Here is a 26,309-nt window from a genome sequence, read left to right on the forward strand (position 1 = left end):
TGTCAGCGGACCCGATACTCGGCTCTTAGCCAATTTTCGGGGTTTTCGGCGGCTCCGGTACCCCGTCTTACTTCATAATATAGTCTCGGCGGCGGAATTTCACGCTCCGGCATGAGTCCGATCGGTTCTCCCGCCAGCACACTTTGCCCTTCCTCAGCATAAAGCAGGCCAATTCCGCCAAGAATAAGGGTGTAGCCGTCTGTCGTGTTTATCATCACCACCGCTTCAAAGCTCTGGAAGGGTCCGGCAAAAACCACCATTCCGTCAAACGGCGCTGACACCTGACCGCCGCTGCGTGCTTCCAGCCACAGCCCGTCGCGCCGGATTCCGTCCGGCCCAGGCTCGCCGGCCCGGCTGGCAATGCGTCCTTCTGCAGGCGGGCGCAGGCGTCCGCGCATATCGCCAAATCCCGGTCCGGAGGCCGCCGCCTCGACCGGCAGCGCCGAGAGCAGTGTCTCACCTTCCAGCATCGCGACATCCGCCATCATGGCGGCGCGCCGCTCACGCAAAGGTGATAGCCGGGGCGAGATATCGGCCAGCTGTGTGATCTCCTCCCAGAGCTGGCGCAGGGAGCGGGCCTCGGCGGCGATCCGGGCGGCCTGGCTGGCCAGATCACCCGCTTCGCGCCTTAGCGCCGTTTCAGCCTGACGCCGCTCCGCAATCAGCGCCTCCACCTGCGCCCGCACCGCCGCCAGCGCATCGCGGGCCGCCTCGACCGTCTCGCGCTGCCCGGACAGCTCTTCGCGCAGACGCGCCAGCGCCTCGATATCGCTGCGCAGCGCACTTGCGCGGCGCTCCAGCTCTGGGGCGATGGCGGCAAGAAGGCCGGCTGCGCGCGCTGCCTCGCTGGCATCATCAGGGCTGACGGCCAGCGCAGGCGGCGCGTTCATCTCCAATCTCTGCAAGGCGGCCAGCACGTCAGTCAGGCTTTGCCTCTCGCGGGCCAGCCGGGTGCGCAGCGCGTCCTCCTCCGCCTCCAGCTCGGCCAGCCGCGCCTCGGCGGCGTCCGCATCCGCCTCGCGGGCCTGTACCCGTGAGCCGGCTTCCACAAGGCGTGCCTGCAATTGCGCGATTTCCTGGCGCAGGGCATCGGCCTCTGCCTCGCGCGCTTCGCTGATGGCACGCGTCTCGCGGGCCGTTTCCTCCATCGCCTCGATCTCCTGGGGATCAGGCGGCGTCTGCAACAGGGCGATGGCAAGGAGGAGCGCGCTCATTGTGCCGGCCTTCAGTCCCGGTGATAGGGCGCGCCGGACAATAATGCGCTGGCCCGGTAAATCTGTTCTGCCAGCATGACGCGCACCAGCTTGTGCGGCCAGACCATGTGTCCCAAGGACAAAAGCCGCACACCGCCGGGCAGGAGGCTGTGGTCAAACCCGTCTGCGCCGCCGATGAGAAACTGCATCTCGCGCGCACCCTGATCGCGCTCGCGCCCGATCATCTGTGAAAACTCACGCGAATCCATCTGCTTGCCCCGTTCGTCCAGCGCGATGACCGGGCCGGACGTCAGGCCCTCCACAAGCGCGCGGGTTTCGGCAGCTGCGCCGGCCAAGGTGCGCGTGTCGAACTCGCGTTCATTGACCGGGCCAAGGCCGGTAGCGCGTCCATGATGATTGGCGCGCTCGATATAGCTGTCGACAAGCGTGCGCTCCGGCCCCGGCCGGATGCGGGAAATGGCGCGGATCTCGATGCGCAAGGCTGGCTCAGGCCGCCGTTTCCGGCGCCCCGTCCCACATCTTTTCCAGATCGTAGAAGCTGCGCACTTCCGGGCGGAAGAGGTGGATGATCACATCCCCGGCATCAATCAGTACCCAGTCGGCGGCCTGCAGGCCCTCGACCTTCACATTGCCGTGTCCGCCCTCTTTGAGCGCACGCATCAAATGGTCGGCCAGCGCGCCGACATGACGGTTTGACCGCCCGCTCGCGATGACCACGAAGTCGGTGACGGGCGATTTGCCGGTCAGGTCTATGGATACGATGTCCTCTGCCTTGTCGTCGTCGAGTGTTTTGACGACGAGGGCCTCGAGAGCTTCACTTTGCTCCCGGCCGCCTTTCAGGCTTACCGGGGCGGGCGCAGTATCATTGCGTTGGCGTTCGACGGGCAGTGCCGGAGCTCCTGTTGTTTGGGCGGGACCAGTAAAATCAGTCTAGCACGCTTCGCCCGCTGGTTCGAGCCAGTGGATGGAAAAGGGTTCACGCGCCGAAACCCAGGCCTTGCGCGAGCGCAGACCCGCCTTGGCAGCCAGGTCTTGGAAGGTTTCCAGCGTGAACTTGTGGGAGTTTTCCATGTGGATGGTTTCGTCCTTGCGGATCACGAAGCGCTCCCCGCCGACCGTGAAATGCATGTCACGCCTGGCTACCAGATACATCTCCACACGTGAGCGGTAGGGGTTCCAGAGTGCCCGGTACTGCAGGCCATCAGCATCGATATCGCCGTCCAGCTCGCGATTGATCCGGGCGATGAGATTGAGGTTGAAAGCCGCCGTTACCCCGGCCTCATCATCATAGGCCGCCTCCAGCGCTTCGGAGGCTTTGCGCATGTCCGCCCCGATCAGCAGCGCATCGCCCTCGCGCAGCCAGCCGCGCAGGGTCTTCAAGAGGGCGAGTGCATCAATCAGCTCGAAATTGCCAATCGTCGAGCCGGGAAAGAATACCAGCCGCCGGCCCGCATGGGCCTTGGCCGATAGCGGCAGGGCCGCCACATCAAGGCTCTGGGTGAAATCATGGCACAGCGCGCCAATCTCCAGCGACGGATAATCAGCAGCCAGCGCCTCGCACGCGCTTCGCACATGGTCGCCGGATATATCCATGCCGACATAGGCGCTGGGGCTATCGAGCGCATCGAGCAGCGTACGGATTTTCACGCTGGACCCGGCACCGGGCTCCAGCACCAGCGCGCCTTCGCCCGCCAGTTCACGCAGTTCCGGACCGATAGTGCGCATCAGCTCCAGCTCGGTGCCGGTGACATAGTATTCGGGCTGCTCGGTGATCGCGTCGAACAGGCGCGAGCCTTCCTCGTCATAATAGTATTTGGGTGGAAGCGCCTTTTGCGGCTTTGACAGGCCAGCCAGAATATCGGCGCGGAAATCGGCCGCCGGTGGATGCATGTCCTCAAAGAAGGACAGGCCGCCTGTCTGGCTGGGCATCTTGCGGGGCTCGGTCATGGAAGGTCTGGGGGTCGCTTCGTACGAGGGCTGCTACCGCCCCCGGCGCAGGAGCGAGGACGCCTCAGCATGTAATGGCGCGGTGATATATGTCCACCCCGGCGCGCCCTGTTTCACGAGCGCGCGCGCCGCCACCGGCTGAACACGTGCGCCCGCCAGATGGCGCGCGGCCCGCCCGAGGCGCCATTTGAGCGGTGTGCCGCCCCGCGCGATCACGCAGATCGGCACGCGCGCGGCAATCTCGCGCCAATCACTCCAGCGGTGAAAGCTGCCAAGCCCGTCCGCGCCCATGATCCAGACAAAGCGGACCTGCGGATGCCGCTTTGTCAGATGACGGATGATATCGATCGTGTAGCGGGTGCCCAGCCGGTCCTCGATCGTGCTGACGACATGGCCCGGCTCCGGGATCAGCGCCGAAACGGCGTCTGCCCGCGCTTGCAGTCTGGCAGGCGCATCGGCTTTGAGCGGGTTATGGGGCGCGACCAGCCACCATACCGCATCAAGGCCCAGCCGCTTTCTGGCCGTCAGGGCGACATGGCGGTGACCGGCATGGGGCGGATCGAAACTGCCTCCGTACAGCCCCACCGTCATGCCCGGCGCAAGCATCTCCGCCTTGCCGGCAGCAAAGCGGGCTGTGGCGGGCCGCTGGCTCATGGCGTCCAGCTATCCTCCTCGCCGCCGCGCGCCAGGCGCTCTGCCTCGGCCTTGTCGGCGGCGCGCTGGCCCTCAATGGCTGCCTCGATCCGGTAAAGCAGCGGACGCATGTTCTCGCCCGTGACGGCTGACACGACCGCGATCTCGCCCTCTGCCCGGTCCGCGAGCTGAGCCTTCAGCTCTTCAAGCCGTTCAGGGCTGACGGTTTCCATCTTGGAGAGAACCAGAATCTCCGATTTCTCCGTCAGGCCGCCGCCATAGGCTGCCAGCTCGCCGCGTACCACATCATAGGCCGCCACCGGGTCTTCCCCGCCCGCATCGACCAGATGGACCAGCGTCGCGCAGCGCTCGATATGGCCAAGGAAACGATCGCCAATCCCGGCGCCCTCATGGGCGCCCTCGATCAGGCCGGGAATGTCAGCGAGCACAAAGCGCTTGCCCTCGCCCGTGTCCACGACGCCCAGATTGGGGTGCAGCGTGGTGAAGGGATAGGCGGCAATTTTCGGATTGGCCCGGCTGCAGGCCGAGAGGAAGGTGGACTTGCCCGCATTGGGCAGGCCGATCAGCCCGGCATCGGCGATCAGTTTAAGGCGCAGCCACAGCCAGCGCTCCTCGCCCTCCTCGCCGGGCTGGGCATGGCGCGGGGCCTGCTGGCGCGATGTCTTGAAATGGGCATTGCCCTTGCCGCCGCGCCCGCCGCGCGCCAGCAACACCTTCATGCCCTCCTCGGTGAGGTCGGCCAGCACTTCCTCATTATTCTCGTCGAGAATCTGGGTGCCTACCGGCACTTTCAGGATGATGTCCTCGCCATCAGCGCCGGTGCGGTTCGCGCCCGCGCCATTAATGCCGCGCTGGGCCTTGAAATGCTGCTTGTAGCGGTAGTCGATGAGCGTATTGAGCCCGTCCACGGCCTCGGCCCAGACATCGCCGCCCTTGCCGCCATCCCCGCCATCCGGCCCGCCAAACTCGACATATTTCTCCCGGCGGAACGACACACATCCCGGTCCGCCATAGCCTGACGCGATAAAGACTTTGACCTGATCAAGAAACTTCATGGGGTATGTGCAATCTGCAATGAGGGGGCAAGGGCCCGGTTATAGCGTGGGAAGGGCGGCGCGCACCATGCGCGGGCAGGGGGCCGATGCCATGCGGCCCGATGAGAACGCAATCGGCACCTCGCCGGTATAGACAAAGCCGCATTTCTCCAGAATGCGGCCCGATGCCGGATTGTCGGCATAGTGGCCTGCGACAATGGGGGCAATGCCTGCCAGGTCGGCCGCGTTCAGCAATAGCTGCGCTGCTTCACTGGCATAGCCCTGGCTCCAATAGGGTTCGCCCAGCCAGTAACCGAACTCCCATGCCCCATCTTTACGCGGATGCAGGCCGATCATGCCCATGCCCGCGCGATCGGCCTTGCGGATGATGGCGCGCACCCGGTCTCCCCGATTGGCCTCTGCCGCCTGGCAGGTGAGCACGTAAAGTTCGGCGCCCAGAGGCGGATTGGGATAGGGGATGCGCCCGGTCATGTCGGTAACCTTGCGGTTGGTCGTGCCTTGGGCGATCCAGCCCGCATCCTCGAGCGTCAGCATGCGCAGGCTCAGCCGTTCGCTCTCCAGCGGCCGTGTCCAGTCGGGTCTTGCGTTATCGGCATGCATGGCCGTCTCCGCACGCTGGCCGGGAAAGGGTCCGGCACAACGAAAAAGAGGAGCGGGATGATCCCGCTCCCCTTTCAGAGTTTTGCAGCTTTCGCCGCCCGGGATCACCTTTTCTTTAAAGAAGGGCGATCCGGCATGAAGCTTTCGGAAAAACCCTATTCGGCGGCGTCGCTAAGCGGGGCGACCGATACGTACATGCGGTCGTCCTTCTTGCGGCGGAATTCCACCTTGCCTTCGGTAAGGGCGAAAAGGGTGTGATCCTTGCCCATGCCGACATTGGCGCCGGGATAGTATTTCGTGCCGCGCTGGCGAATGATGATATTGCCCGGAATCACGGCCTGACCGCCGGCCTTCTTGACGCCAAGGCGCCGGCCTTCACTGTCGCGTCCGTTGCGGGATGAACCGCCTGCCTTCTTGTGAGCCATGGTTCGCTCTCCTCAGATATTGTCTGCTATCGAAACGGCGCGGGGGCTTAGCCCTTCGCCAGTTCCTTGGCTTGTTTCACCCACTCGCCGCTTTCCGCTTTCGCCTTTACGCCGGCGATTTCAGCGTCCAGCGCGTCCAGATCAGCAGCCTTCCAGGCGGCGACCTGCGCAAAGCTGGTCACGCCCGCCTCGTTCAGCTTCTTGGCATAGGCCGGGCCCACACCATTGAGCTGGGTCAGATCGTCATGGCTGGCAGCCTTGGCTTTCGGTGCGGCTTTGGCGGCGGCTTTTCAGCCTTCGCGGCAGCTTTGGGCGCAGCAGCCTTCGGAGCGGCCTTGGCAGGCGCGTCCTCAGATTTTGCCGCCGGCTTGGCTTTCGCCTTGGCAGCCGTTTTCGGCTTGGCGCCCGGCAGCACGATCTCGGAGATCGCTACGAACGCTTCCCACTGGCGGTGGCCTTTGGTGCGGCGATAGTTCTGGCGGCGGCGTTTCTTGAAGACGATGACCTTCTCGCCCTTGCGCACGTCCACCAGCTCACCGATCACCTGCGCGCCGTCTATCAGCGGGCTGCCCACGGTCACGCCGTTTTCACCGCCCAGCATGAGGACTTCGCCAAACACGACCTGATCGCCGGCTTCGCCGTCAATTTTTTCAACGACGAGGCGGTCGCCTTCGGCAACCTTGTACTGCTTCCCGCCGGTCTTGATTACCGCATACATCTCTCAATCACCTTTTCTACGGCCAGATCTCCCCAAGCCATTGGGAAGCCTTGCCCTTTTTCTTCGCCAGCTTCTTTGCAAGATGGCGTTGTCACAACAAAGCGCCCGCACTCATGGCCTGAGGCGGGCATCAGAGGCGCGCACTTACACGCAATAGGCGCCTTGAGTCAATCGTGGCGGGGCGTGCACGGGCCTTTGCAGGCAGTGCGAATGACCGCGCCGCACGACGTGGCCACCGCCGGTTTCATCTGCACATTACCCGCTTGCGGGGGGAGAGGCTTGCCGCTAGTTTCCGCCGCTTCGCGGAGAGGTGCCGGAGTGGTCGAACGGGGCGGTCTCGAAAACCGTTGTGCCTTTACGGGTACCGAGGGTTCGAATCCCTCCCTCTCCGCCAGATTTCCGCAAAAACCACACCCGCAAATAATTGATTGTAATCACAATTTATGGAAATTAACTTTTCCACTCGATTTGCATTGCTTCGATGTGCTACACATTTTGCTGCACAATTTGCGGGGCAGAGCGATGAATATCACCCGGCGTGGGAGCACGTTTTATCTCGTCCGGCGGGTACCGAGACGCTATCAGCGGGTCGAAAAGCGCGCCACGATCTGGATAAGCCTGCACACCGATTCTGAAAGCGAGGCGCAGCGCAAGGCTCCGGCCGCTTGGAGCCTGATGGAAGCTGCTTGGGAAGCGCGGCTTGCTGGAGACAGCGATGATGCCGAGCGCCGCTATGAGGCGGCCCGCGATCTCGCGGCCATGCGCGGCTTTCATTATCTGCCAGCGCAGAAGGTGGCAGCCTTGCCCCGTGAGGAACGCCTGCAACGCATGGAAGCTGTCCTGCGCGATGGCGAACCGGACCGGGTTGAAGCATCGGCCCTTCTTGGCGGCGTTGAACAGCCTGCCATCACGGTCAGCCGCGCGCTGGAACTGTTCTGGACGCTCGCGAGGGACCGCACTCTTGGAAAGAGTGAGGATCAGCTGCGCCGCTGGAAGAACCCGCGCATAAAGGCGGTCCGCAATTTTCTTCAGGTGGTGGGCGACAAGGCGATCAGCGAGATCACGCCCGATGATGTGCTCGAATTCCGCCAATGGTGGATCGACCGGATTGAAGCCGAAGGGCTGACCGCCAACAGCGCCAACAAGGATTTCACGCATCTGGCCGATATGCTGAAAACCGTGAACCGGATGAAGCGGCTGGGTCTGGTTCTGCCCTTTACCGATGTCGCCCTGAAAGAGGGCGAGAAACGCACGCGCCCGCCCTTCTCGGTGGGCTGGATCAGGACGCGGCTGATGGCTCCCGGTGCGCTGGATGGGCTGAACACCCAAGCGCGCTGCCTGGTGCTGGGCATGATCAATACCGGCTACCGGCCAAGCGAGGCGGCGGGGCTTTTAGCCGAGCATATCCGGCTCGATACCGATATTCCCCATATCTCGATCGAGCCGGCCGGGCGTCAGCTGAAAAACGCCACCAGCAAACGCGTCATTCCGCTGGCCGGGATTTCGCTGGAGGCGTTCCGGGCCTGTCCTGACGGATTTCCGGCTTATCGCGGCAAGGACAAGATCAGCGCGACCGTGAACAAATATCTGCGCGAGAATGGCCTTCTGGAAACGCCCGCACACAGTCTTTACGGCCTGCGTCACAGCTTCGAGGACCGCATGATCTCTGCGCACGTGGATGAGCGCGTGCGCCGTGATCTTTTCGGGCATGCCTATAACCGCGAACGCTATGGCAAGGGGGCTGATCTGAAGCATCTTCACAAGGTCGTTTCCAGTGTCGCCTTGTAGGCGCGCTCAAGCGCTTCCAGCTCCTCCAGATCCCGCTCAAAGGCGCGGAATATCGGCAGATAGACCGGATCCTCGCGCACCAGCTTTGCTGCCGCGATATGAGCGCGCCGCACACGGGCAAGTTCGCTCAAACCCTGCGCCGGTAAAGCCCCTCGCCCCTTCCCGGTCTGGCCGGAGTGTTGCGGCGCCGAACGGGCAGGCTTGGCCCCTGGCGGGGCGCAAGTGCGGTTCATATCCCGCCCTCCGGCCTGACCCTTTGTCCCGCAGGACGCACGCTAAATCCGGGAGGGATTTGAGGCCCAATGCCGATGCGTTCGGCGGGCATGCGCACATTGCTTCTGTCATGGCGTGCGACGGCAAATTCGCGGTTCGAACCAAGCGCGGTATTCAGCCGCGCCATGTTCACTGACATCCAGTTCTGCTGGTCGACCGGGTTGGCGTGCTGAGTGATCAGATAGAAGGCTGTGCCCATCGTAGTGATGACGCAGAGCACGGCCATAAGGCGCACGATCTGGAGCGACATGCGCGCCGTATGGATGAAGACCTGACCGCCGCGCAGCCATGAGGAATGGGCAGCATTGCTTCCAAGAGAGGTGTCGTGCCTTCTCATTATGCGCCCTCCCCGTCGATCCATTTTTCAGGATTGAGGGCGCTGATCGCGGTACACAATTCGAGCGGCGTGAGGACGTTATCGGCGCCCATTCTCACGGCCGCCTGGACCACATCTTTCTTGTGAGAATCGGGCCAGTTTTCGACCTGGGCGGCGATGAGTGCGAAGCTCAGCCAGCGCAAGGTTTTGAGCATTTCCCGGCGTTCGGATGCGCCCTTGAGATGCTCGCGAATAGCGGTTCGGATCAGCTCTGGCCGGGAATTGGCCAGCCCTGACTGAACGCCATAATCAAGCTGCTGAAGAAGATCCGCATCGATACGGAAGCGCACTCTGGGCGCGCTATCGAGGTCGGGGAGATTAGTCATATTGCCACCCTTACTGGTTATGTAAGGACAGCGGGACTTGAGACAGCTTCATTCAAGCATAGGGATAGCCGGGACGCAACTCGTCGAGCGGCAAGACACAGCCGCTGAGAGGGGGAGGGCCGCGTGCGGCCCTGGGGGAGGCCGGGACCGGCCCATGTGGGGGCCGCCAGCGGCCTAACCTAAGCCATTGAATTTACTGAAGTACAGAAAAACGTCCCATTCGGACCTTAAGGCGTTGTCGCCTTGGCCCTGAAGTCGCGTATCGCATATGTCCATGTAATAACAGTTCCTTTTCGTCTTGCGCAGCAAGACGGCACGGCGTGCATACTGTGTGATAAAAAACCAATGCGCTGATGCGCGGGCGGCGCAGCCGCCCGTACCGGCTAACAGTCGCAAAGGGGAACGGGGCCACATCGTCAGAACTGTTGTCGCGATATTGCCGGTGGCGAAGACTGGATCGGTACGCATGGCGACCAACCTCTCCGTCTGGACGGGAGAGGATCACACCCCTCATAGGGATGTGAACACGTCAGCGTTCTATCGGTGCGGATCGCGGCGGGCCGAAATGGGCGCTCATGTCGCGTGCGCGCGTTCACCCGGTGCCGCGAAAAAACCGCTCCGGGTAAGCGGAAGAAAACCGTCGCGCACCATGCCCAAAAACGAAGCCCAAACGGCCCACGAGCTGGCCCGAAAAACATCCCCGCCAAAGTGGATTTGCCGGAGAGAATGGACGCAAAAAACTAGTCCCCGGCGATCAGCGCACCTCACAGCGCCATACGGCCCTGCGCGTCGATACCGGTGGGCTTACGCCGCCACTTCCCGGGAAGGCGTTGGCAAGGCACAGCGGGTTCACAAAAGGCTGGGGATGGGATAGACTGAGGGAGTGGGGATTGAGCTTTCGCCCGACCCCCGTTTCTCTAGAACGCGATGAGAGAGACCCGGAGTCTAACTTGCCAGCTAGTCCGGGTCTTTTTCATTGGAAAAGACGCCGCCGGATTGGCGTCAATCCGGCCATCAGCGGCAGCGGCATACAAAACCAGTTCGCAGCATATCGCCGCCGTAAGGGACGTACGCTGAGCGCGCATCCCGGTGCGCTGGGGAACAGAATTTGATTGCGCTCTTAACGCCCTCACCTCCCCACATGCTTTGGAAGCAGGCTTAGGGTAGCATCGGCACGGATCCGATGACATGGTCTCGAAATGTGGGCAGATGCTGAAACCGATGTCGATTATCTGAACTACTCCGAAATTGCGGAGCTGGTCACCGAACTTATCACGGACCCCGATCTTCTACCCATCTCGCTGGGCGTTTTCGGCGGATGGGGTACAGGCAAATCCAGCACATTAAATCTAGTGGAGGCGCAGCTCGCAGCTGCCGACTCGCCCCCCATCATCGTCAAGTTCGATGCTTGGCTCTATCAAGATTTCGATGATGCCCGCGCGGCATTGATGTCAGTGATTGCTCGCTCGCTTTATGCGGCAGCACCAGAAACCCTAAAGGACAAGGCCGTAGGCCTCATTAAACGGGTCAACAAGCTCAGACTTCTGGGTTTGGCCGCAGAAGTTGGCGCGCTCGCCTTCGGCGCACCGGCCTTTGGCGTTGCGGCACGAGGCGTCGAGGCTCTGGGAGATGTCGCCAAAGGTAAAGCAGACGCCAAAGATATCGAAGCTATCCGCACCGCGGCCGAAGATGTACGGGAGCGTCTGACGGAGCTCGTCGGACCAAAGTCTGATCGGACACCGCCTGATGAAATTGATGCCTTCCGAAAGGAGTTCGGGGATCTATTGGGTGCCCTGGACCGTCAGCTAGTGGTCTTCATCGATAATCTAGACCGATGTCTACCCACCAACGCCATACATACACTGGAGGCGGTACGGCTATTTCTCTTCATTCCACGCACGGCCTTTGTCGTCGCGGCTGATGAAGATATGATCCGGCACGCGGTGGCCCAGCACTTCAGTAATCCAGCCAAGCGGCATGTCTCCGACTATCTGGACAAACTGATCCAGGTCCCAGTACGCGTTCCTCGGGTAGGGGTGCAGGAGGTCAGAGCCTACCTATTCATGCTCTATGCAAGCCGATCCAAGGTCGAACCAGAGAAACTAGAGAGCCTGCGGCAAGCTCTGATCGGCAACTTGCAACGAACTTGGCAATCCGACGAGCAAATAACAGTCGATTCTGCTCTGAGCAGGCTCAGCCGAAGTGGCGATGAGGAATTGCAGCAGGCATTCAGCATGGCCGACCGAATGGCGCCGTTGCTGGCAAAGGCTGCACGAGTATCAGGCAATCCGCGCATCGTTAAACGGCTCCTAAACGTAGTTCGGATGCGGTCCTCAATCGCGCGGCGGCGATCCATGCCGTTGGACGACGCCGTTATCGCAAAACTCGCTTTGTTCGAGCGATGCACGGACGAGGCCGCATCCCTAGCGCTTCATACGCTGATCAATCAGGCTGAGGGAGGCAAGCCAGATGCGCTACGCCGCATCGAACAAAACCAGCCGGTATCCGCGACCGATACGTTGCCGGAAGCTTGGACTAACCATCTACCGTTTATAAAAGATTGGGCGATCCTTGAGCCGCGCCTGTCGGGCGTCGACTTACGTCCGGCAGTTTACCTCGCGCGTGAGACCGTGCCCGTCCAGATCGCGACTTCTTCGGCATCTGCCGCGCTAATAGCGGCCGTCGACATTCTTTTGAAGGTTGCGACGATAGCATCACCTGCTGCAAAGGAGGCTTTGGACGCGGTCCCAGCCATAGAACATGTAGCTCTCATGGAAGCGGTCATTGCTGAGATGCGCAAGAATTCGGATTGGGCCAAGGCTCGATCCGACTTCCGCGGGGCGACCTTGATTGCATCTCGCTCACCAGAGGCGGGATTCCTTTTGGCGAGATTTATTCGTTCGCTACAATTGTCCCGGTTGCCACCTTGGATGTCGACGATGCTCAAAGATGCCGACTGGTGGAAAAATACCGCGAAGTAGGGAGTGAACATGGGGACATCTTCATCGAGAGGCGGGCGGTCAAGTGATCGACCATTGGTTCCAGCCCATGCCGACGCTAATCCCGATCAGCCATTGCCGCAGCCCGAAGGCCAGCGCTTTCGTGGATTCCGGACAGAGTTTGGTCGCGCAGTAGCAGGAGCGGGCCTGGGCTCGTTCAACTCCGCACTCGGAAAGTACGCACGGAACGCGACAGGCGGTGTCAGCGTTGGGCCCCGGCGCTTTGGACCAGCATATACCGCTGGTGGTACGTTGATCGACGTTCTGGGGCAGCTGGCGACAACCGGCACAGCTGAGATAAACGGGACCGATCTCTCAGCGTTACTGGGCCAGCCTCTCCAGCAATGCGCTGAAACCATTGCCGAGCTCCTCGCACCTGAAAACGCCGATAGAGACCTCATCCGAACGGCGATGCTCGCCGCGATTATCGAGGCTCTCCCTGATGTTGAGTTTTTTGAGCCGACCGCACTTTCGCCTGATCAAATCATTGCACTACTTGTGGAGTTTCACGCCCAAGTTCTCTTCCAAGAAATAACCAATGATGCAGGAGACGCGTGGAATAAGTCCGAAAGCCCGGAACGAACTATCGAAGCCGAGTCCGAGTTCCTTGATCTCATTCGGGCCGCAGTAGATCGTCACCTCGCGCCGGCTCTCGCGGATGGACTGGCACATGCCTCCCGGCTCGAGGTCGAGGCACTACAGCGCCGAGCCATGGACGATATCTGGACCGAGTGGTCTACCCAACAATGACTCGTATTATTTGTCATGTGGACGCAAACGCGATCCCACTGGTCGATGTCCCAGGCACTGTCTATGTCCATCTCTACGGGAGCCAGCCAGTTCGTGCTGGGACCGGCTCGATCGGGAACCAGGCAAGAGATGCTTTGATGCGCTTGGGTGCTGCGCCCCGCACTGCCGCCGTCGATCTGCTCTCTATCGCCTTAGCGGTCACCGCAGCTGACACCTTTATCAGACGCGCAGATGCGGACGATAGCTGGGCCCGAGATATTGAGCTTCATGTTCCATTGATCCGACCGCAGCAATGGAAGCCATTCACAAATGACCTCGAGCGCATGCTGGGGTTTCTTACCGGCGACATGTGGCGGCTCGAGCTGAAAGACGGCGGTCAACGAGCGCCTACTCGGCTTGATATCAAGGATCGGAGGGCCCAAGCGAACATATCAAAAGTCGATTTCGTCTCTCTGTTCTCCGGCGGGCTAGACAGCGGGATCGCAACACTGGCAGCGATGAGCGCCGGAGAGCGGCCCCTTCTCGTCAGTCATGCCTATCGCGGCGATGCGACCTACCAGGATGCAGTGGCAAAGCTTCTTCCCGCAAAGCCCGAGCGGCTTATCGTCAATGTCCACCCTCAGATTGACACGGAACACGAAGACAGCATGCGCGCCCGCAGCTTTATCTTTTTGGCGCTCGGCGTCTTAGCTGCCGATACCGTTAGCGAATTCAAAGGCAAAATGATCGACCTGCGTGTCCCTGAAAACGGGCTTATCGCGTTAAACCCGCCCCTTACGCGTCGCCGAATTGGCAGCCTCAGCACGCGCACGACGCACCCACATTATCTGTCGAAATTCCAGCAAATAATTAACAGAGTCGACCTCCGGGCGAACATCATCAATCCGTTCGAGGCCATGACGAAGGGCGAGATGGCCAAGAACATGGTAGCGGTTCCCGGATTCGAGTCCTTCGCTTCCGCGACCGTGTCCTGTGGAAAGTGGAAACGGAAAAAACAGCAATGTGGTCGATGCGTGCCTTGTCTGATCCGACGCTCATCTTTATACGCGGCGAATGTCGATGACAAAACCGAATACACCTTTCCAGATCTCCATGCCGTTCTGGCGGATGAGGAAAATAGGGATGACCTACTTTCCATGATGACCGCTATAACCCGGGCACAGAACAACAATCTATCGCGCTGGGTGGCGCAGAGCGGACCAATGCCGGAAGATATCGCCCGCCGCAACGTCCTAGAGGACGTGGTCCGACGAGGGTTGGCGGAGGTCGCAGCTTTCTTGCGAGATACAGGACTGAAAGTTTGATCGACTTCCATTGCCATCTCGATCTTTACCCTGACCCGGAACTTGCAGCGGAGGATGCAGGGCGAGCGCGAATTTTTGTGCTCTCGGTAACCACAACTCCAAGGGCATGGCGCAAAACCTCTGAACTTGCTCGCCCTTACCCCCGAATTCGCACTGCGCTAGGACTGCATCCGGAGCTCGCGCACGAGCGTTTCGAGGAGCTTCCATTGTTTGAGGCGCTAGCTCGCGAAACGCGGTATTTCGGTGAGATCGGACTGGACGGAAGCTCAAAGTACCGAAGTATGCAACATCGTCAGGTTCAAGTCTTTGAGACGATTCTGAAAACGGCGACCCAAGCAGGCGGACGCATCATGTCCATTCACAGTCGCAACGCAGCTGCGGAAGTTCTTCAGTCTCTCAAGAAGCACGGTGACGCTGGCATTCCGGTTCTACATTGGTTCAGCGGCACGTCATCCGAGTTGGAGACCGCTATCCGCCGAGGATGCTGGTTCAGCGTTGGTCCAGCAATGCTTCGCTCCAAAAAGGGGCGGGAACTGGCGTTGCGTATGCCCAAGCATCACGTGCTAACCGAAACCGATGGCCCCTTCGCCAGAGACAAGAGTCGCCCATTACAGCCGGTGGACTCCTGGGCTGCAGTTTCTGAACTCACTTCAATATGGCGCGTGACTGATGAGGTGGTGCAGGCTCAATTGGCGTCCAACCTACGCCGTTTGACGGCGCAGATTGCTGAGCCCTAACTTTCCTGTCTATGCTTTCTGTGCTGGTCCGTATGCCTTCTCCGAGATAAGTCCACGCTACTATAAGTTTAAAAACAAAAGCGAAACAATGAGGCCGACGGAGTCCCGTGAACCTGGACCATTGAATGGTAGAGTCCATTGAAAAGAGGGTGGATTATACGTGACCCAGCCCCGTGAATTCCGGCCATTGAATGGTAGAGTCCATCGAAAAGAGGATGGACCATGCGCAAGAGCCGTTATTCGGAGGAGCAGATCATCGGCATGCTCAGGGAGCACGATGCTGGTGTGAGCACGAAGGAGGTCTGCCGCAAGTACGGCATCTCCGACGCGACGTTTTACAAATACAAGGCGAAGTTCGGCGGCATGACAGTATCCGATGCCCAGCGCCTAAAGTCGCTGGAGCTGGAGAACAACCGGCTGAAGCGGCTTCTGGCCGATGCGATGCTGGACAATGCGGCCCTGAAGGACCTCGCCTCAAAAAACTTCTGACGCCCGACGTCAAGCGCCAGGCCGTGCACCACATGGTGACCAGGCACGGGCTGAGCGAGCGTCGGGCGTGTGCCCTTGCAGAACTTGATCGCTCCACGTTCCAGTATCAGAAGCGTTCTGGTGGTGATGACGCCTTGCGAGCTCGCTTGCGCGATCTGGCAGGCGAGCGCCGCCGGTTCGGCTATCGTCGGCTTGGCATCCTGCTGGAACGGGAGGGTCTTTATGCGAACCACAAGAAGGTCTACCGGCTCTACCGGGAAGAAGGGCTGGCGGTCCGTCGGCGGCGTGGCCGCAAGCGGTCGGTTGGAACCCGTCGCCCGATACTGTTGCCTGCGGCGGCGAACCATCGCTGGAGCCTCGACTTCGTCTCCGACGCTCTAATCGACGGGCGGCGCTTCCGGACGCTATGCGTGGTCGACGACTTCACGCGAGAGGCCTTAGCCGTCGTGGTCGATACCTCGCTGTCAGGCGTGCGCGTGGCCCGTGAGCTTGATCGTCTGATCGAGCGGCGAGGAAAGCCGCGCATGATCGTCAGCGACAATGGCACCGAACTGACCAGTCACGCGATCCTGCGATGGCAGAAGGACAGCGGTGTGGAGTGGCATTACATCGCACCCGGAAAGCCCACCCAGAACGCGTTCGTGGAAAGCTTCAATGGCCGGTTCAGGGACGAGTGCCTGAACGAACACCTGTTCTCCTCGCTCGGCGAAGCGCGCGACCTGATCGAGGCATGGAGGATCGACTACAACACCGAGAGACCGCACACCGCACTCGGCGGGCTCGCACCTTGTGTCTACGCCGAGCGAACACGTCACCCCCGGCCCGGTTCGCTTGAGCTACGCGCAAGCGCCGCTCACCGGGCCTTGACCAACCACATCAACCCAGAAAGAAAGGCGAACAGACTCTACTAACTCACGGCCCGGATCACGGGGCTGGGTCAATCTGCATGAGACGTGCAAGTCCCAGGAACTCGATCAGCTCCTGCTCGGCCGAGAGTCCGCGGTGCGACGCAATAAGCTGAACGCTCGCCCCGAAACTGGGCAACGAGAATTTTCTGGTTACCTCTTCGCCCCGTCCGGCCAAAATCCCAACCCGGTCAACTGCCCCGTCAGAATCAATCATGTGTAGCAATTCGTCTCTCACGCAACCCTTGAAGCTTATTTTGCATCTTATGCGAGCATATGACAGGAAAACACGCGACAGGTAAAGGGCTGCACCTTGGCCATCCCGTCATGCAAAGGGGCTTACGGAGTAGCGCTTGAGCGTCCATGCTGGCTGGGCAGGTTTCGCCGCGTCTGGTTTTAGGGGGGCAACCTGTCTTGAGGGGGTGGTGGTTTGCTCATCATTGCTGCCAGCCTGCTGCTGATTGCGGCCCTGCTTGCGCTTTCGATCATAGACGTCCGGCATTTGCGCCTGCCCGATATGTTGACGCTTCCACTGACCGGCGCCGGGCTGATAATGACTGTCCTGCTGGGCTGGCCGTTAACGGATCATCTCATTGGCGCCGTGGCAGGCTTCACGTTCTTTGCAGGGCTGACTTACACCTATCGGCTAGCGACTGGGCGGACGGTTCTGGGTTTAGGTGATGCCAAGTTGCTGGCCGCTGGCGGTGCGTGGTGCGGCTGGTTCATGCTCCCCTTGATTGTTGCTCTTGCGTCCCTGTCTGGCCTTGCCTTTGCCGCAGCCAGCACGGTCCTTACCCGCCGCCCGTTTTCTCGCCGCTCTCTGATTCCGTTTGGTCCGTTTCTGGCGGTGGGCATTTTTCTGACATGGCTGGTCCTGATCGGGGTCGAGGGTGATGTCGCAGGTTTCCGGCGCTTGCTTTTATATGGAGACTTGCAATGATTTCTGCTGCTTGGCGGAAAGTTGGCCCCAGGCATAAATTTTAATTTGACCTGTCCGTCAGGTTGCAAGACGCTTTGATGCATTCAGTTATGGGGGCGTGATTGATGATTTTTCCCTGCCTTTCACCTTTGGTGCTGGCTGTTTCTGTGGCTGTCTCGGCGCAGTCTGGCGGAACCACCACGGAAACCTACACCTATGACGCGCGTGGCCAGCTGGTCGATGTCCAGCGTAGCGGCGGCGTCAATCACGGCATCCGCACCGAATACACGTACGATGCCGCTCTCAACCGGATACGCAAGAAGGTGACCGGAGCCTAGCGGGCTCCGTTTTTTTTGTGCCTGGGCGCGCGGGCGTATGTCCGCTGGTTCAATTTCAGATTGGGTTTGTTTTCAGATTTAAAGCGGGGATTGCGGGAATGGGGCTGCTTGCTGCGGGATTTTTCACACGGACGTTTTCTACGTTTCGAGCGATGCCACGCCTGGCCAGTTTGATGGCTGCCATCGCCTCCTTCCTTTTTGCTGCAGAGGCTGTGCAGGCCCAGATCTTGCCGGAGGAGGGTCATGCCTTTCCGCTGGTCAACCCGGCCTTTGACGATAATGGCGTGGATATGGCCACCGGCCTGTTACAGGCCGCGATTCCGGTCATATCCATTGGCGACCCTGATGCCGGGGGGCTGAGCTATACGCAGATATTCACCGGCAATGACTGGCGTCACAGCCTGATGGGATCGGTCAGGGTGAGCGGCACGCAATACACGATCAGCCTGGGTGGCGGTGCCGAGATTTTCACCAAGTCGGGCAGTACTTTCACCCCGAACAGGCCGAGCGGCACGACGCTGACATATAGCAGCTCGACGGGGATCTATACCTACACGCTGAGTGACGGCACGGTGGTGGAGTACGACGAGGCCAATCTGGGTGATGCCAGCGGTGTCGCTCTCATCCAGGCCAATATCGTCTCGGTGACACGCCCCAATGGCAGCCGGATGGATTATCACTACCGCAGCGTCACGGTATTCGAGCAGATTGCCTCCTGGCCGGAACCGGTCATCATCCCTTACACGTATTTCCGCCTGCAGTCGGTGACGACCAATCGTGGCTATCAGTTGCACGTGCACTACCAGCGCGATTCCCATCCGGGCGGGAACCTCACTCAGACCATGCCGGAATGGTGGAATGCCACCGGGGTCACCCTGTTTAACCTGACGCAGGATTATTGTGAGCCGGCGGCGGCCTTTTCCTCATGCAGCTTTTCACAGACCTGGCCGGAGCTGACCTTCCAGAATGTCAGCTCCACCGAGCGTACCTATACCGATACGCTCGGCCGGGTGACGCGTATCACGCGCGCGGGCAACGGGAATGTCACCCGCATCCGCCACCCTGGCAGTACAAGCGACGATGTGATCATCAGCTATGCATCGGGCCGGGTCTCCTCGGTCAACCAGAACGGTCTCGTCACGAGTTACACCTATGCTGATGCTGGCGGCCAGCGCACCACGACGATGACGAGCCCTCTGGGGCATACGCAGGTGGTGGTGTCGAACCTCTCGACGGGTCTTCCGGTATCGAGCACGAACGGGACGGGCCATACGACGAGCTTTCTTCATGATAGCCATGGCCGGGTGACGCGGGTCACCTACCCGGAAGGCAATCAGGTACGCTACACCTATGACGCGCGCGGCAATGTCACCGAGGTGCGCCGCGTCGCCAAGCCGGGCACGGGCCTTCCCGATCTGGTGACGAGCGCGGGCTATCCGTCCTCCTGCTCCAACCCTGTGATCTGCAACCGGCCCTTATGGACCGAGGATGCGGCCGGCAACCGGACCGATTATACCTACAACACGGCCCATGGCGGGGTGCTGACAGTGACCGCGCCAGCGCCATCAGGTTCGGGCGCGCGTCCACAGACGCGTTATACCTACGCCTCGCTGTATGCGTTTTATAAGAACTCCACAGGCAATATCGCACAAGCGCCATCTCCTGTGTGGCACCTGACGCAGGTCTCCACCTGTTCCAGCGGCACCTCGCCCTCGTGTGTAGGCACGGCAAACGAGACGCGCACCACGATCAGCTATGGCTCGGCCGGGGTCGCCAATAACCGCCTGCCGGTCTCGACCACGGTGGCGGCAGGTAATGGCACGCCCTCATCGACCGTGACGCAGAGCTATAATGTGGTCGGCGATGTGGTCTGGAGCCAGCCAGCCGTGGGCGGGTCTGCGGCGCGGGTGCACTATCATTACGATGCGTTGCGCCGGCCTGTGGGGGTGATCGGGCCGGACCCTGATGGCGGCGGGCCTCTTTTACGCCGGGCTGCGCGTATCGGCTATACGACAGCCGGCCAGGAGGCGTTCGTCGAGCGCGGCACGGTGACGGGTACGGGTCTCTCGCATCTCAATGCTATGAGCGTGCTGGAGCGCCAGGAGACCGAGTATGATGCGCTTTACCGGCCTGTCATCGCCCGCCTGAAATCCGGCTCCACCACGCTGGCTCTCCAACAGGTGAGCTATGATGCTGACGGCCGTCTGCAATGCTCGGCGGTGCGCATGAACCCGGCCCAGTTCGCCTCGCCCCCGTCTGATGCGTGTGTGCCAGGCACGCCCGGCGCCCATGGCCCTGACCGGATCACCCACCGCACCTATACCGCCGCCAATCAGATCAGCATCGTGCGCAATGGCTATGGCACCTCCGAGGCGGGGATCGATGCGCGTTACAACTACCGGGCCAACGGGCATGTCGCCTATGTGCGCGACGGGGCGAGCAACCGCACCACCTATGTCCGCGACGGCCATGACCGGCTCTCCCAGATCCGCTACCCCCAGGAGACCGTGGGCGCCAATGCCAGCAACAACGCTGACCGCGAGCAGTTCACCTATGATGCGGCAGGCCGCCTTGTCACCCACCGGCGCCGCTCGGGCCACAACATCACCTACACCTATGATAATCTGAACCGGATCACGGCGAGGAACACCCCGTCCGGCCAGGCCAATGCCTCCTACACTTACGATCTTCTGGGCCGGGTGACGCAAGTCTCCCAGACCGGGGGGCACACGCTCTCCTATACCCATGATGCGCTGGGCCGGAACCTCACCGCTGTCACCCCGCAGGGGACGATTCTCTATCAATACGATGCGGCCGGACGCCGGACCCGGATGGACTGGCCGGACGGGCTCTATGTCACCTATAGCTATGACACGGTGGGGGCCCTCACCCATATCCGGGAGAACGGGGCCACATCCGGCATCGGGGTGCTGGCGGCCTACGCCTACGATAATCTCGGCCGGGTGACCTCCATCACGCGCGGGAATGGCGTGGTGACCGGGTTCGATTATGATGCAGCCGGGCGTCTGACCGAGCTCACCCAGGATATGGCCGGTACGGCGAACGACCAGACCCTCTCCTTCACCTGGAATGCGGCCGGCCAGATCGCCAGCCGCACCATGGCGAACGATATCTACGCCTTTACCGGCCACACCAACCAGGATGTCACCCTCACCGTCGATGGCCTCAACCGCTTCCTCTCCGGCGGGGGTGTCACCTATGATTACGATGATCGCGGCAACATGACGGCTGATGGCGTGCGCGCCTATGCCTATGACTTCGACAACCGGCTCACATCCGTCACCGGCGGCGGCACCGGAGACGTCTCCCTCACCTACGACCCGGCAGGCCGCCTCTATCAGACAGCCCAGGTGTCAGGCGCGACGACGCGCTTCCTCTATGATGGCGCGAACCTGATCGGGGAGTACAACGCCTCGAACGCCCTCCTCAGGCGCTACGTGCAGGGGCCGGGGCTGGATGCGCCTCTGGTGCGCTATGACGGCACCGGCACCAGTAACCGGCGCTGGCTCATCACAGACGAGCGCGGCTCGGTCGTCGCCGAGACCAACGCCTCGGGCGCGGCCGTCCAGATCAACACCTATGACGAGTACGGCATGCCGGGATCGGGCAACACGTCCCGGTTCGGCTATACAGGCCAGATGTGGATCGCCGAAATCGGCCTCTACCACTACCGCAACCGGGTCTATAACCCTAACCTGGGACGGTTCATGCAGACCGACCCCATCGGACAAGCAGGCGGCATAAACCTCTACGCATACGTCAGCAACGACCCCATAAACTACACAGACCCGTGGGGGCTGCAGAAGAACCCGATAGAGGTTATAAAAGTCACAGGAGAACGGTGGGGCGGCTGGGCCGGCTGGGCTGGCTTCGTGTCCTGGGGCGGCAGAAGTGATGGCGGCAACTTCTTCGGCGGCGCTGAGAATAACTGGGCACTGGGTGGTGGAGGACAAGACGGACAGGAGGGGGAGTGCGCCTCGGGCTCATCGGCATTTGTTGGACCTGTTCCAGCGCCTGCAAGAGCCGCCGCAGCTCGCCCCTCATTGGGTATGAGCTTAACCGGTGTAGCGCGGCTTTTTGCTCCACTTGCAATCTTGGAGATATTACAGCCGGGGGCACGAAATGATCCGCATATCCCTATCTATCGCGCTGTCAGCGGAGCAGAGCTTACAAACATATATTCGACAAATCCTGCGGCTTTCCGATCCACCCCCGGAATGATGGAGGGTAAAGAATTCTTCCTTAGCCTAGGCGGAGCTCAACAGTTCGCGAGCATTCCCGAAATGGGTGTAGAAGCAATCGTAATGACCCGCATTCGTCCCACGACGATGGCCCAGGGAGATCGCTTCGGACTTCCTTCGGGTGAATCTGCGGGAGCAACGGCAATATATTTCTCAGACGCAGCTCTTCCAGCTGTAAATCGGGATGCTGCGCAGAGTGGAATTCAGGTGGTTCAATCATGTCAGAGATAGATCGTGAAGAATGGCTCCAGTTATTTGTAAACGTCACAGTGAGTGTAAAATCCCTTAGTGAGATAGGCTGGGGGGAATGGTCTGGCCTTCAAGAGGGAGCACATATAGCCTTCTATGTAGATGGAATTCATTATGATTTTGCGGTAATCGAATGCAAAGAGCGGATACCACCAGGAGCGAGCGGTCCTGCTGTATTTTTAACACTAAGCGATGCATTGCTCGAGACCGGGGTGCAAATTGGTTCACTTGTTGAACTCCGACGGGGAAGTGTAGTTCTTGGACATGCACATATTGATGGCTTAGCGCGTGTATGGGTCGTAAGAGATCGAATGGCAGAGAAGGGATATCGTTTTTCCCGCGGCCCCATTCCTGTATAGTGCAGCTGCAGGCTGGCGCACGCGCATGGCCTGGCCGGACGGGCTCTATGTGACCTACAGCTATGATACGGCAGGCGCCCTCACCCACATAAGGGAAAACGGGGCCAGTTCGGGCATCGGCGTGCTGGCAAGCTATACTCACGATAATCTTGGCCGGGTGACCTCGCTGACGCGCGGCAATGGCGTGGTGACCGGGTTCGATTATGATGCGGCGAGCCGTCTGACCGAGCTCACCCAGGATCTGGCCGGTACGGCCAACGACCAGACGCTCGCCTTCACCTATAATGCCGCCGGCCAGATCGGGCTTCTTGCTTGATGCCCGTCCTCGGCGCTGACGCGCCTGCGGGCGAGGCCAGCCGCACCATGGCCAATGACATCTATGCCTTTACCGGGCACACCAACCAGGATGTCACCCTCACCGTCGATGGCCTCAACCGCTTCCTCTCCGGCGGGGGCGTCAGTTACGATTACGATGATCGCGGCAATATGACCGCTGATGGCGTGCGCGCCTATGCCTATGACTTCGACAACCGGCTCACATCCGTCACCGGCGGCGGCACCGGAGACGTCTCCCTCACCTACGATCCGGCAGGCCGCCTCTATCAGACAGCCCAGGTGTCAGGCGCGACGACGCGCTTCCTCTATGACGGGGCGAACCTGATCGGGGAGTATGACGCCTCCAACACCCTGCTGCGCCGCTACGTGCAGGGGCCGGGCCTCGATGCGCCGCTGGTGCGCTATGACGGCACCGGCACCAGTAACCGCCGCTGGCTGATCACCGACGAGCGCGGCTCGGTCGTCGCCGAAACGAACGCCTCGGGCGCGGCCGTCCAGATCAACACCTATGACGAGTACGGCATGCCGGGATCGGGCAACACGTCCCGGTTCGGCTATACAGGCCAGATGTGGATCGCCGAAATCGGCCTCTACCACTACCGCAACCGGGTCTATAACCCTAACCTGGGACGGTTCATGCAGACCGACCCCATCGGACAAGCAGGCGGCATAAACCTCTACGCATACGTCTCAAACGATCCGGTGAACTATACCGATCCGTGGGGGCTGAGCCGGGAATGTATCACCAGTTTCTCGGACAAGAATGGAAGCGGCCGCCTTTCCGTGCCTTGCGTGCGGGGAAGCGGCGGGCTGCGTGACGGTCCGAAATCAGGCATGCGTGCAGGCGGCACAGGGTTCTTTAGCGGACATGCAGAGCCACGAGACCCCCTCGTCCTCACACCCATCGCCCTACAAAACGCAGATGGACAGGAGGGGGAGTTGGAGTGCGGGCGCCATGCGCAAACCGGACAGCATTTCTCCCGTTTCGCTGGTGACGTGGTCGGAAGATCAGGGTCCACTGCTGGAGACTGGTTGCGGAGCATGATCCAAAGCGGAGCCGCTCGCACGCTATCAGATTTCAGTCAGAGCATTGGGCGGGAGCTGGTTTGGGCATACTATGTGGACGGTGGGAATGTCCTAATGGGGCCCGCAGTGGTGCAATTTGAGGGACGCGCTTTTATCTCTGCCGCTCGCAATGCATTACCCCCGGGCGCTATGGCAATAGGATACGGGCATACACATGGCTCAAATTTGAGAGCGAGTCCCATGGGTGGTGGCCCTTCCACGCAAGATATCAACTATCCGTTGCCCCATGTTCTCATTGATAATACTTTACAGACTTACTATCGAGACTCTTCCCAAGCGGGGAACCGACACGATTGGCGACCAGGTCCAAGGTTATCAGGCGGATTAAGGTGTAGAGGTGCAAATGAATAACGCTATTTATTGGATCGTATTGGCTCTGATTGCTGATGAACCTGCAATTCAACGGAACCTAGACAATTTTCGAGACATGCACCAATCCATGGCAACATTTGCCTATGAGGCGGGGCGCACGTCCTATATTTTTGGCCCTTTTGCGAATGATATATTTAATTGCGCTGAGCGCGCGCGCGAAATTTCACCGAACATTGGAGAGATTGTTAACTATGGGGTAAAAATAACTCAAAGAGCAAATACTATAACTTACGATTATAATCCACTTTATTATATAGAAGAGCTACATGGGCCATATGAATATGTACGAGCATTTAGTTGCACTAGATACACACATAATGATAGTTTAATTATTTATATGGATAATTGATTTATAAATCGTGACCCAGCCCCGTGAATTCCGGCCATTGAATGGTAGAGTCCATCGAAAAGAGGATGGACCATGCGCAAGAGCCGTTATTCGGAGGAGCAGATCATCGGCATGCTCAGGGAGCACGATGCTGGTGTGAGCACGAAGGAGGTCTGCCGCAAGTACGGCATCTCCGACGCGACGTTTTACAAATACAAGGCGAAGTTCGGCGGCATGACAGTATCCGATGCCCAGCGCCTAAAGTCGCTGGAGCTGGAGAACAACCGGCTGAAGCGGCTTCTGGCCGATGCGATGCTGGACAATGCGGCCCTGAAGGACCTCGCCTCAAAAAACTTCTGACGCCCGACGTCAAGCGCCAGGCCGTGCACCACATGGTGACCAGGCACGGGCTGAGCGAGCGTCGGGCGTGTGCCCTTGCAGAACTTGATCGCTCCACGTTCCAGTATCAGAAGCGTTCTGGTGGTGATGACGCCTTGCGAGCTCGCTTGCGCGATCTGGCAGGCGAGCGCCGCCGGTTCGGCTATCGTCGGCTTGGCATCCTGCTGGAACGGGAGGGTCTTTATGCGAACCACAAGAAGGTCTACCGGCTCTACCGGGAAGAAGGGCTGGCGGTCCGTCGGCGGCGTGGCCGCAAGCGGTCGGTTGGAACCCGTCGCCCGATACTGTTGCCTGCGGCGGCGAACCATCGCTGGAGCCTCGACTTCGTCTCCGACGCTCTAATCGACGGGCGGCGCTTCCGGACGCTATGCGTGGTCGACGACTTCACGCGAGAGGCCTTAGCCGTCGTGGTCGATACCTCGCTGTCAGGCGTGCGCGTGGCCCGTGAGCTTGATCGTCTGATCGAGCGGCGAGGAAAGCCGCGCATGATCGTCAGCGACAATGGCACCGAACTGACCAGTCACGCGATCCTGCGATGGCAGAAGGACAGCGGTGTGGAGTGGCATTACATCGCACCCGGAAAGCCCACCCAGAACGCGTTCGTGGAAAGCTTCAATGGCCGGTTCAGGGACGAGTGCCTGAACGAACACCTGTTCTCCTCGCTCGGCGAAGCGCGCGACCTGATCGAGGCATGGAGGATCGACTACAACACCGAGAGACCGCACACCGCACTCGGCGGGCTCGCACCTTGTGTCTACGCCGAGCGAACACGTCACCCCCGGCCCGGTTCGCTTGAGCTACGCGCAAGCGCCGCTCACCGGGCCTTGACCAACCACATCAACCCAGAAAGAAAGGCGAACAGACTCTACTAACTCACGGCCCGGATCACGGGGCTGGGTCACGGGCTCTCAGCCGACGAGGCAGAATGCCTCGCAGGGCATTTTACCTTGCTGTCCTCAAGCACCTCTGTTGATCCTGCTATTGCCGCTCATCCGGCCTTTCGGGGCCAGGCATCCGCCCCGGACTATCCGTCACACGCCGTACGCTGGACCTTCACCGCGAGCGAGCAACATGCCCCGCACGACGTGCGATCTGACCTGA

27 protein-coding genes and 1 tRNA gene are annotated in these 26,309 nt (G+C 60.5%); 15 read left to right on the plus strand and 13 right to left on the minus strand.

Annotated features, from left to right (window positions below; all coding sequences use genetic code 11):
* Positions 1 to 2: 2 nt before the first annotated feature.
* From AB6B38_RS12210 to AB6B38_RS12255, 10 genes are all read right to left on the minus strand, one after another.
* Positions 3 to 1,214 (minus strand): murein hydrolase activator EnvC, encoded by a 1,212-nt coding sequence (locus AB6B38_RS12210; RefSeq protein ID WP_371393130.1) that lies wholly within the window; start codon positions 1,212 to 1,214, stop codon positions 3 to 5.
* Positions 1,215 to 1,225: 11 nt separating this feature from the next.
* Positions 1,226 to 1,693: a 23S rRNA (pseudouridine(1915)-N(3))-methyltransferase RlmH gene (locus AB6B38_RS12215; protein ID WP_371393131.1), complete on the minus strand. Its 468-nt coding sequence runs from the start codon at positions 1,691 to 1,693 to the stop codon at positions 1,226 to 1,228.
* Between the two features lie 7 nt (positions 1,694 to 1,700).
* On the minus strand, positions 1,701 to 2,054 hold the full coding sequence (rsfS, locus tag AB6B38_RS12220; protein WP_371395104.1) for a ribosome silencing factor: 354 nt from the start codon (positions 2,052 to 2,054) through the stop codon (positions 1,701 to 1,703).
* A gap of 90 nt (positions 2,055 to 2,144) precedes the next feature.
* Positions 2,145 to 3,161 (minus strand): L-histidine N(alpha)-methyltransferase, encoded by a 1,017-nt coding sequence (gene egtD / locus AB6B38_RS12225; RefSeq protein WP_371393132.1) that lies wholly within the window; start codon positions 3,159 to 3,161, stop codon positions 2,145 to 2,147.
* Positions 3,162 to 3,194: 33 nt separating this feature from the next.
* On the minus strand, positions 3,195 to 3,815 hold the full coding sequence (locus AB6B38_RS12230) for a nicotinate-nucleotide adenylyltransferase (protein WP_371393133.1): 621 nt from the start codon (positions 3,813 to 3,815) through the stop codon (positions 3,195 to 3,197).
* Positions 3,812 to 4,870, minus strand: coding sequence for a GTPase ObgE (obgE, locus tag AB6B38_RS12235; RefSeq protein WP_371393134.1), 1,059 nt, complete (start codon positions 4,868 to 4,870; stop codon positions 3,812 to 3,814). The genes AB6B38_RS12230 and obgE overlap by 4 nt, the downstream gene beginning before the upstream one ends.
* A 39-nt stretch (positions 4,871 to 4,909) precedes the next feature.
* Positions 4,910 to 5,470: a GNAT family N-acetyltransferase gene (locus AB6B38_RS12240; RefSeq protein WP_371393135.1), complete on the minus strand. Its 561-nt coding sequence runs from the start codon at positions 5,468 to 5,470 to the stop codon at positions 4,910 to 4,912.
* Positions 5,471 to 5,625: 155 nt separating this feature from the next.
* Positions 5,626 to 5,895, minus strand: coding sequence for a 50S ribosomal protein L27 (gene rpmA / locus AB6B38_RS12245; RefSeq protein ID WP_371393136.1), 270 nt, complete (start codon positions 5,893 to 5,895; stop codon positions 5,626 to 5,628).
* 47 nt (positions 5,896 to 5,942) lie between these two features.
* Complete coding sequence (locus tag AB6B38_RS12250) at positions 5,943 to 6,116, minus strand: hypothetical protein (protein ID WP_371393137.1); 174 nt, start codon at positions 6,114 to 6,116, stop codon at positions 5,943 to 5,945.
* Positions 6,117 to 6,130: 14 nt separating this feature from the next.
* Entirely contained in the window at positions 6,131 to 6,613 is a 483-nt protein-coding gene (locus tag AB6B38_RS12255; protein WP_371393138.1) for a 50S ribosomal protein L21, read from the minus strand.
* Between the two features lie 304 nt (positions 6,614 to 6,917).
* Here AB6B38_RS12255 and AB6B38_RS12260 point away from each other — a divergent pair.
* Positions 6,918 to 7,007, plus strand: a tRNA-Ser gene (locus AB6B38_RS12260).
* Positions 7,008 to 7,135: 128 nt separating this feature from the next.
* A complete protein-coding gene (locus AB6B38_RS12265; protein ID WP_371393140.1) occupies positions 7,136 to 8,401 on the plus strand; it encodes a DUF6538 domain-containing protein in 1,266 nt (421 codons plus the stop codon).
* Here the strand turns inward: AB6B38_RS12265 and AB6B38_RS12270 are convergent.
* From AB6B38_RS12270 to AB6B38_RS12280, 3 genes are all read right to left on the minus strand, one after another.
* Positions 8,371 to 8,532 (minus strand): hypothetical protein, encoded by a 162-nt coding sequence (locus tag AB6B38_RS12270; RefSeq protein WP_371393141.1) that lies wholly within the window; start codon positions 8,530 to 8,532, stop codon positions 8,371 to 8,373. The genes AB6B38_RS12265 and AB6B38_RS12270 overlap by 31 nt on opposite strands.
* A 98-nt stretch (positions 8,533 to 8,630) precedes the next feature.
* Positions 8,631 to 9,011 carry a hypothetical protein gene (locus AB6B38_RS12275; protein WP_371393142.1) on the minus strand — a complete coding sequence of 127 codons (381 nt, stop codon included), beginning with the start codon at positions 9,009 to 9,011 and terminating at the stop codon, positions 8,631 to 8,633.
* Positions 9,011 to 9,376, minus strand: coding sequence for a ribbon-helix-helix domain-containing protein (locus tag AB6B38_RS12280; RefSeq protein ID WP_371393144.1), 366 nt, complete (start codon positions 9,374 to 9,376; stop codon positions 9,011 to 9,013). The genes AB6B38_RS12275 and AB6B38_RS12280 overlap by 1 nt, the downstream gene beginning before the upstream one ends.
* 1,199 nt (positions 9,377 to 10,575) lie before the next feature.
* On the opposite strand from AB6B38_RS12280, the gene AB6B38_RS12285 reads away from it, so the two are divergent.
* From AB6B38_RS12285 to AB6B38_RS12345, 13 genes are all read left to right on the plus strand, one after another.
* Positions 10,576 to 12,357: a P-loop NTPase fold protein gene (locus AB6B38_RS12285; protein ID WP_371393145.1), complete on the plus strand. Its 1,782-nt coding sequence runs from the start codon at positions 10,576 to 10,578 to the stop codon at positions 12,355 to 12,357.
* 270 nt (positions 12,358 to 12,627) lie between these two features.
* Positions 12,628 to 13,125 carry a hypothetical protein gene (locus AB6B38_RS12290; RefSeq protein WP_371393146.1) on the plus strand — a complete coding sequence of 166 codons (498 nt, stop codon included), beginning with the start codon at positions 12,628 to 12,630 and terminating at the stop codon, positions 13,123 to 13,125.
* 137 nt (positions 13,126 to 13,262) lie between these two features.
* A complete protein-coding gene (qatC, locus tag AB6B38_RS12295; protein WP_371393148.1) occupies positions 13,263 to 14,429 on the plus strand; it encodes a Qat anti-phage system QueC-like protein QatC in 1,167 nt (388 codons plus the stop codon).
* On the plus strand, positions 14,426 to 15,166 hold the full coding sequence (qatD, locus tag AB6B38_RS12300) for a Qat anti-phage system TatD family nuclease QatD (protein ID WP_371393150.1): 741 nt from the start codon (positions 14,426 to 14,428) through the stop codon (positions 15,164 to 15,166). Before qatC ends, qatD begins: the two co-directional genes overlap by 4 nt.
* Positions 15,167 to 15,388: 222 nt before the next feature.
* Positions 15,389 to 16,566, plus strand: a protein-coding gene (locus tag AB6B38_RS12305) for an IS3 family transposase (protein ID WP_371392216.1) whose coding sequence is annotated in 2 segments (ribosomal slippage) — positions 15,389 to 15,641 and positions 15,641 to 16,566 — 1,179 coding nt in all. Because the reading frame shifts where the segments join, the coding sequence is not laid out codon by codon here.
* 424 nt (positions 16,567 to 16,990) lie between these two features.
* The gene (locus AB6B38_RS12310) at positions 16,991 to 17,500 is read left to right on the plus strand and encodes an A24 family peptidase (protein WP_371393152.1); all 510 of its coding nucleotides are present in this window, start codon (positions 16,991 to 16,993) and stop codon (positions 17,498 to 17,500) included.
* Between the two features lie 104 nt (positions 17,501 to 17,604).
* Positions 17,605 to 17,817: a hypothetical protein gene (locus AB6B38_RS12315; RefSeq protein ID WP_371393154.1), complete on the plus strand. Its 213-nt coding sequence runs from the start codon at positions 17,605 to 17,607 to the stop codon at positions 17,815 to 17,817.
* A 173-nt stretch (positions 17,818 to 17,990) separates the two neighbouring features.
* Positions 17,991 to 22,310 carry an RHS repeat domain-containing protein gene (locus AB6B38_RS12320; RefSeq protein WP_371393155.1) on the plus strand — a complete coding sequence of 1,440 codons (4,320 nt, stop codon included), beginning with the start codon at positions 17,991 to 17,993 and terminating at the stop codon, positions 22,308 to 22,310.
* Complete coding sequence (locus AB6B38_RS12325; RefSeq protein WP_371393157.1) at positions 22,298 to 22,687, plus strand: hypothetical protein; 390 nt, start codon at positions 22,298 to 22,300, stop codon at positions 22,685 to 22,687. The genes AB6B38_RS12320 and AB6B38_RS12325 overlap by 13 nt, the downstream gene beginning before the upstream one ends.
* A 25-nt stretch (positions 22,688 to 22,712) precedes the next feature.
* Positions 22,713 to 23,003, plus strand: coding sequence for a hypothetical protein (locus AB6B38_RS12330; protein ID WP_371393158.1), 291 nt, complete (start codon positions 22,713 to 22,715; stop codon positions 23,001 to 23,003).
* Positions 23,004 to 23,050: 47 nt separating this feature from the next.
* Complete coding sequence (locus AB6B38_RS12335; RefSeq protein ID WP_371393160.1) at positions 23,051 to 24,460, plus strand: RHS repeat-associated core domain-containing protein; 1,410 nt, start codon at positions 23,051 to 23,053, stop codon at positions 24,458 to 24,460.
* Positions 24,453 to 24,830 carry a hypothetical protein gene (locus AB6B38_RS12340; protein WP_371393161.1) on the plus strand — a complete coding sequence of 126 codons (378 nt, stop codon included), beginning with the start codon at positions 24,453 to 24,455 and terminating at the stop codon, positions 24,828 to 24,830. Before AB6B38_RS12335 ends, AB6B38_RS12340 begins: the two co-directional genes overlap by 8 nt.
* A gap of 72 nt (positions 24,831 to 24,902) precedes the next feature.
* Positions 24,903 to 26,080, plus strand: a protein-coding gene (locus tag AB6B38_RS12345) for an IS3 family transposase (protein ID WP_371392216.1) whose coding sequence is annotated in 2 segments (ribosomal slippage) — positions 24,903 to 25,155 and positions 25,155 to 26,080 — 1,179 coding nt in all. Because the reading frame shifts where the segments join, the coding sequence is not laid out codon by codon here.
* Positions 26,081 to 26,309 lie beyond the last annotated feature (229 nt).

The organism is Glycocaulis abyssi, assembly GCF_041429775.1.
Taxonomy (GTDB): Bacteria; Pseudomonadota; Alphaproteobacteria; order Caulobacterales; family Maricaulaceae; genus Glycocaulis; species Glycocaulis abyssi.

Excerpts from the sequence above, each read along its gene's own strand:
- AB6B38_RS12210 (WP_371393130.1), bottom strand. The coding sequence starts at position 1,214 with ATGAGCGCGCTCCTCCTTGCCATCGCCCTGTTGCAGACGCCGCCTGAT.
- egtD (WP_371393132.1), bottom strand. The coding sequence starts at position 3,161 with ATGACCGAGCCCCGCAAGATGCCCAGCCAGACAGGCGGCCTGTCCTTC.
- AB6B38_RS12230 (WP_371393133.1), bottom strand. The coding sequence starts at position 3,815 with ATGAGCCAGCGGCCCGCCACAGCCCGCTTTGCTGCCGGCAAGGCGGAG.
- obgE (WP_371393134.1), bottom strand. The coding sequence starts at position 4,870 with ATGAAGTTTCTTGATCAGGTCAAAGTCTTTATCGCGTCAGGCTATGGC.
- AB6B38_RS12240 (WP_371393135.1), bottom strand. The coding sequence starts at position 5,470 with ATGCATGCCGATAACGCAAGACCCGACTGGACACGGCCGCTGGAGAGC.
- rpmA (WP_371393136.1), bottom strand. The coding sequence starts at position 5,895 with ATGGCTCACAAGAAGGCAGGCGGTTCATCCCGCAACGGACGCGACAGT.
- AB6B38_RS12255 (WP_371393138.1), bottom strand. The coding sequence starts at position 6,613 with ATGTATGCGGTAATCAAGACCGGCGGGAAGCAGTACAAGGTTGCCGAA.
- AB6B38_RS12265 (WP_371393140.1), top strand. The coding sequence starts at position 7,136 with ATGAATATCACCCGGCGTGGGAGCACGTTTTATCTCGTCCGGCGGGTA.
- AB6B38_RS12275 (WP_371393142.1), bottom strand. The coding sequence starts at position 9,011 with ATGAGAAGGCACGACACCTCTCTTGGAAGCAATGCTGCCCATTCCTCA.
- AB6B38_RS12280 (WP_371393144.1), bottom strand. The coding sequence starts at position 9,376 with ATGACTAATCTCCCCGACCTCGATAGCGCGCCCAGAGTGCGCTTCCGT.
- AB6B38_RS12285 (WP_371393145.1), top strand. The coding sequence starts at position 10,576 with ATGTGGGCAGATGCTGAAACCGATGTCGATTATCTGAACTACTCCGAA.
- qatC (WP_371393148.1), top strand. The coding sequence starts at position 13,263 with ATGCGCTTGGGTGCTGCGCCCCGCACTGCCGCCGTCGATCTGCTCTCT.
- AB6B38_RS12315 (WP_371393154.1), top strand. The coding sequence starts at position 17,605 with ATGATTTTTCCCTGCCTTTCACCTTTGGTGCTGGCTGTTTCTGTGGCT.
- AB6B38_RS12320 (WP_371393155.1), top strand. The coding sequence starts at position 17,991 with ATGGCTGCCATCGCCTCCTTCCTTTTTGCTGCAGAGGCTGTGCAGGCC.
- AB6B38_RS12325 (WP_371393157.1), top strand. The coding sequence starts at position 22,298 with ATGTCAGAGATAGATCGTGAAGAATGGCTCCAGTTATTTGTAAACGTC.
- AB6B38_RS12330 (WP_371393158.1), top strand. The coding sequence starts at position 22,713 with ATGGCCTGGCCGGACGGGCTCTATGTGACCTACAGCTATGATACGGCA.
- AB6B38_RS12335 (WP_371393160.1), top strand. The coding sequence starts at position 23,051 with ATGGCCAATGACATCTATGCCTTTACCGGGCACACCAACCAGGATGTC.
- AB6B38_RS12340 (WP_371393161.1), top strand. The coding sequence starts at position 24,453 with ATGAATAACGCTATTTATTGGATCGTATTGGCTCTGATTGCTGATGAA.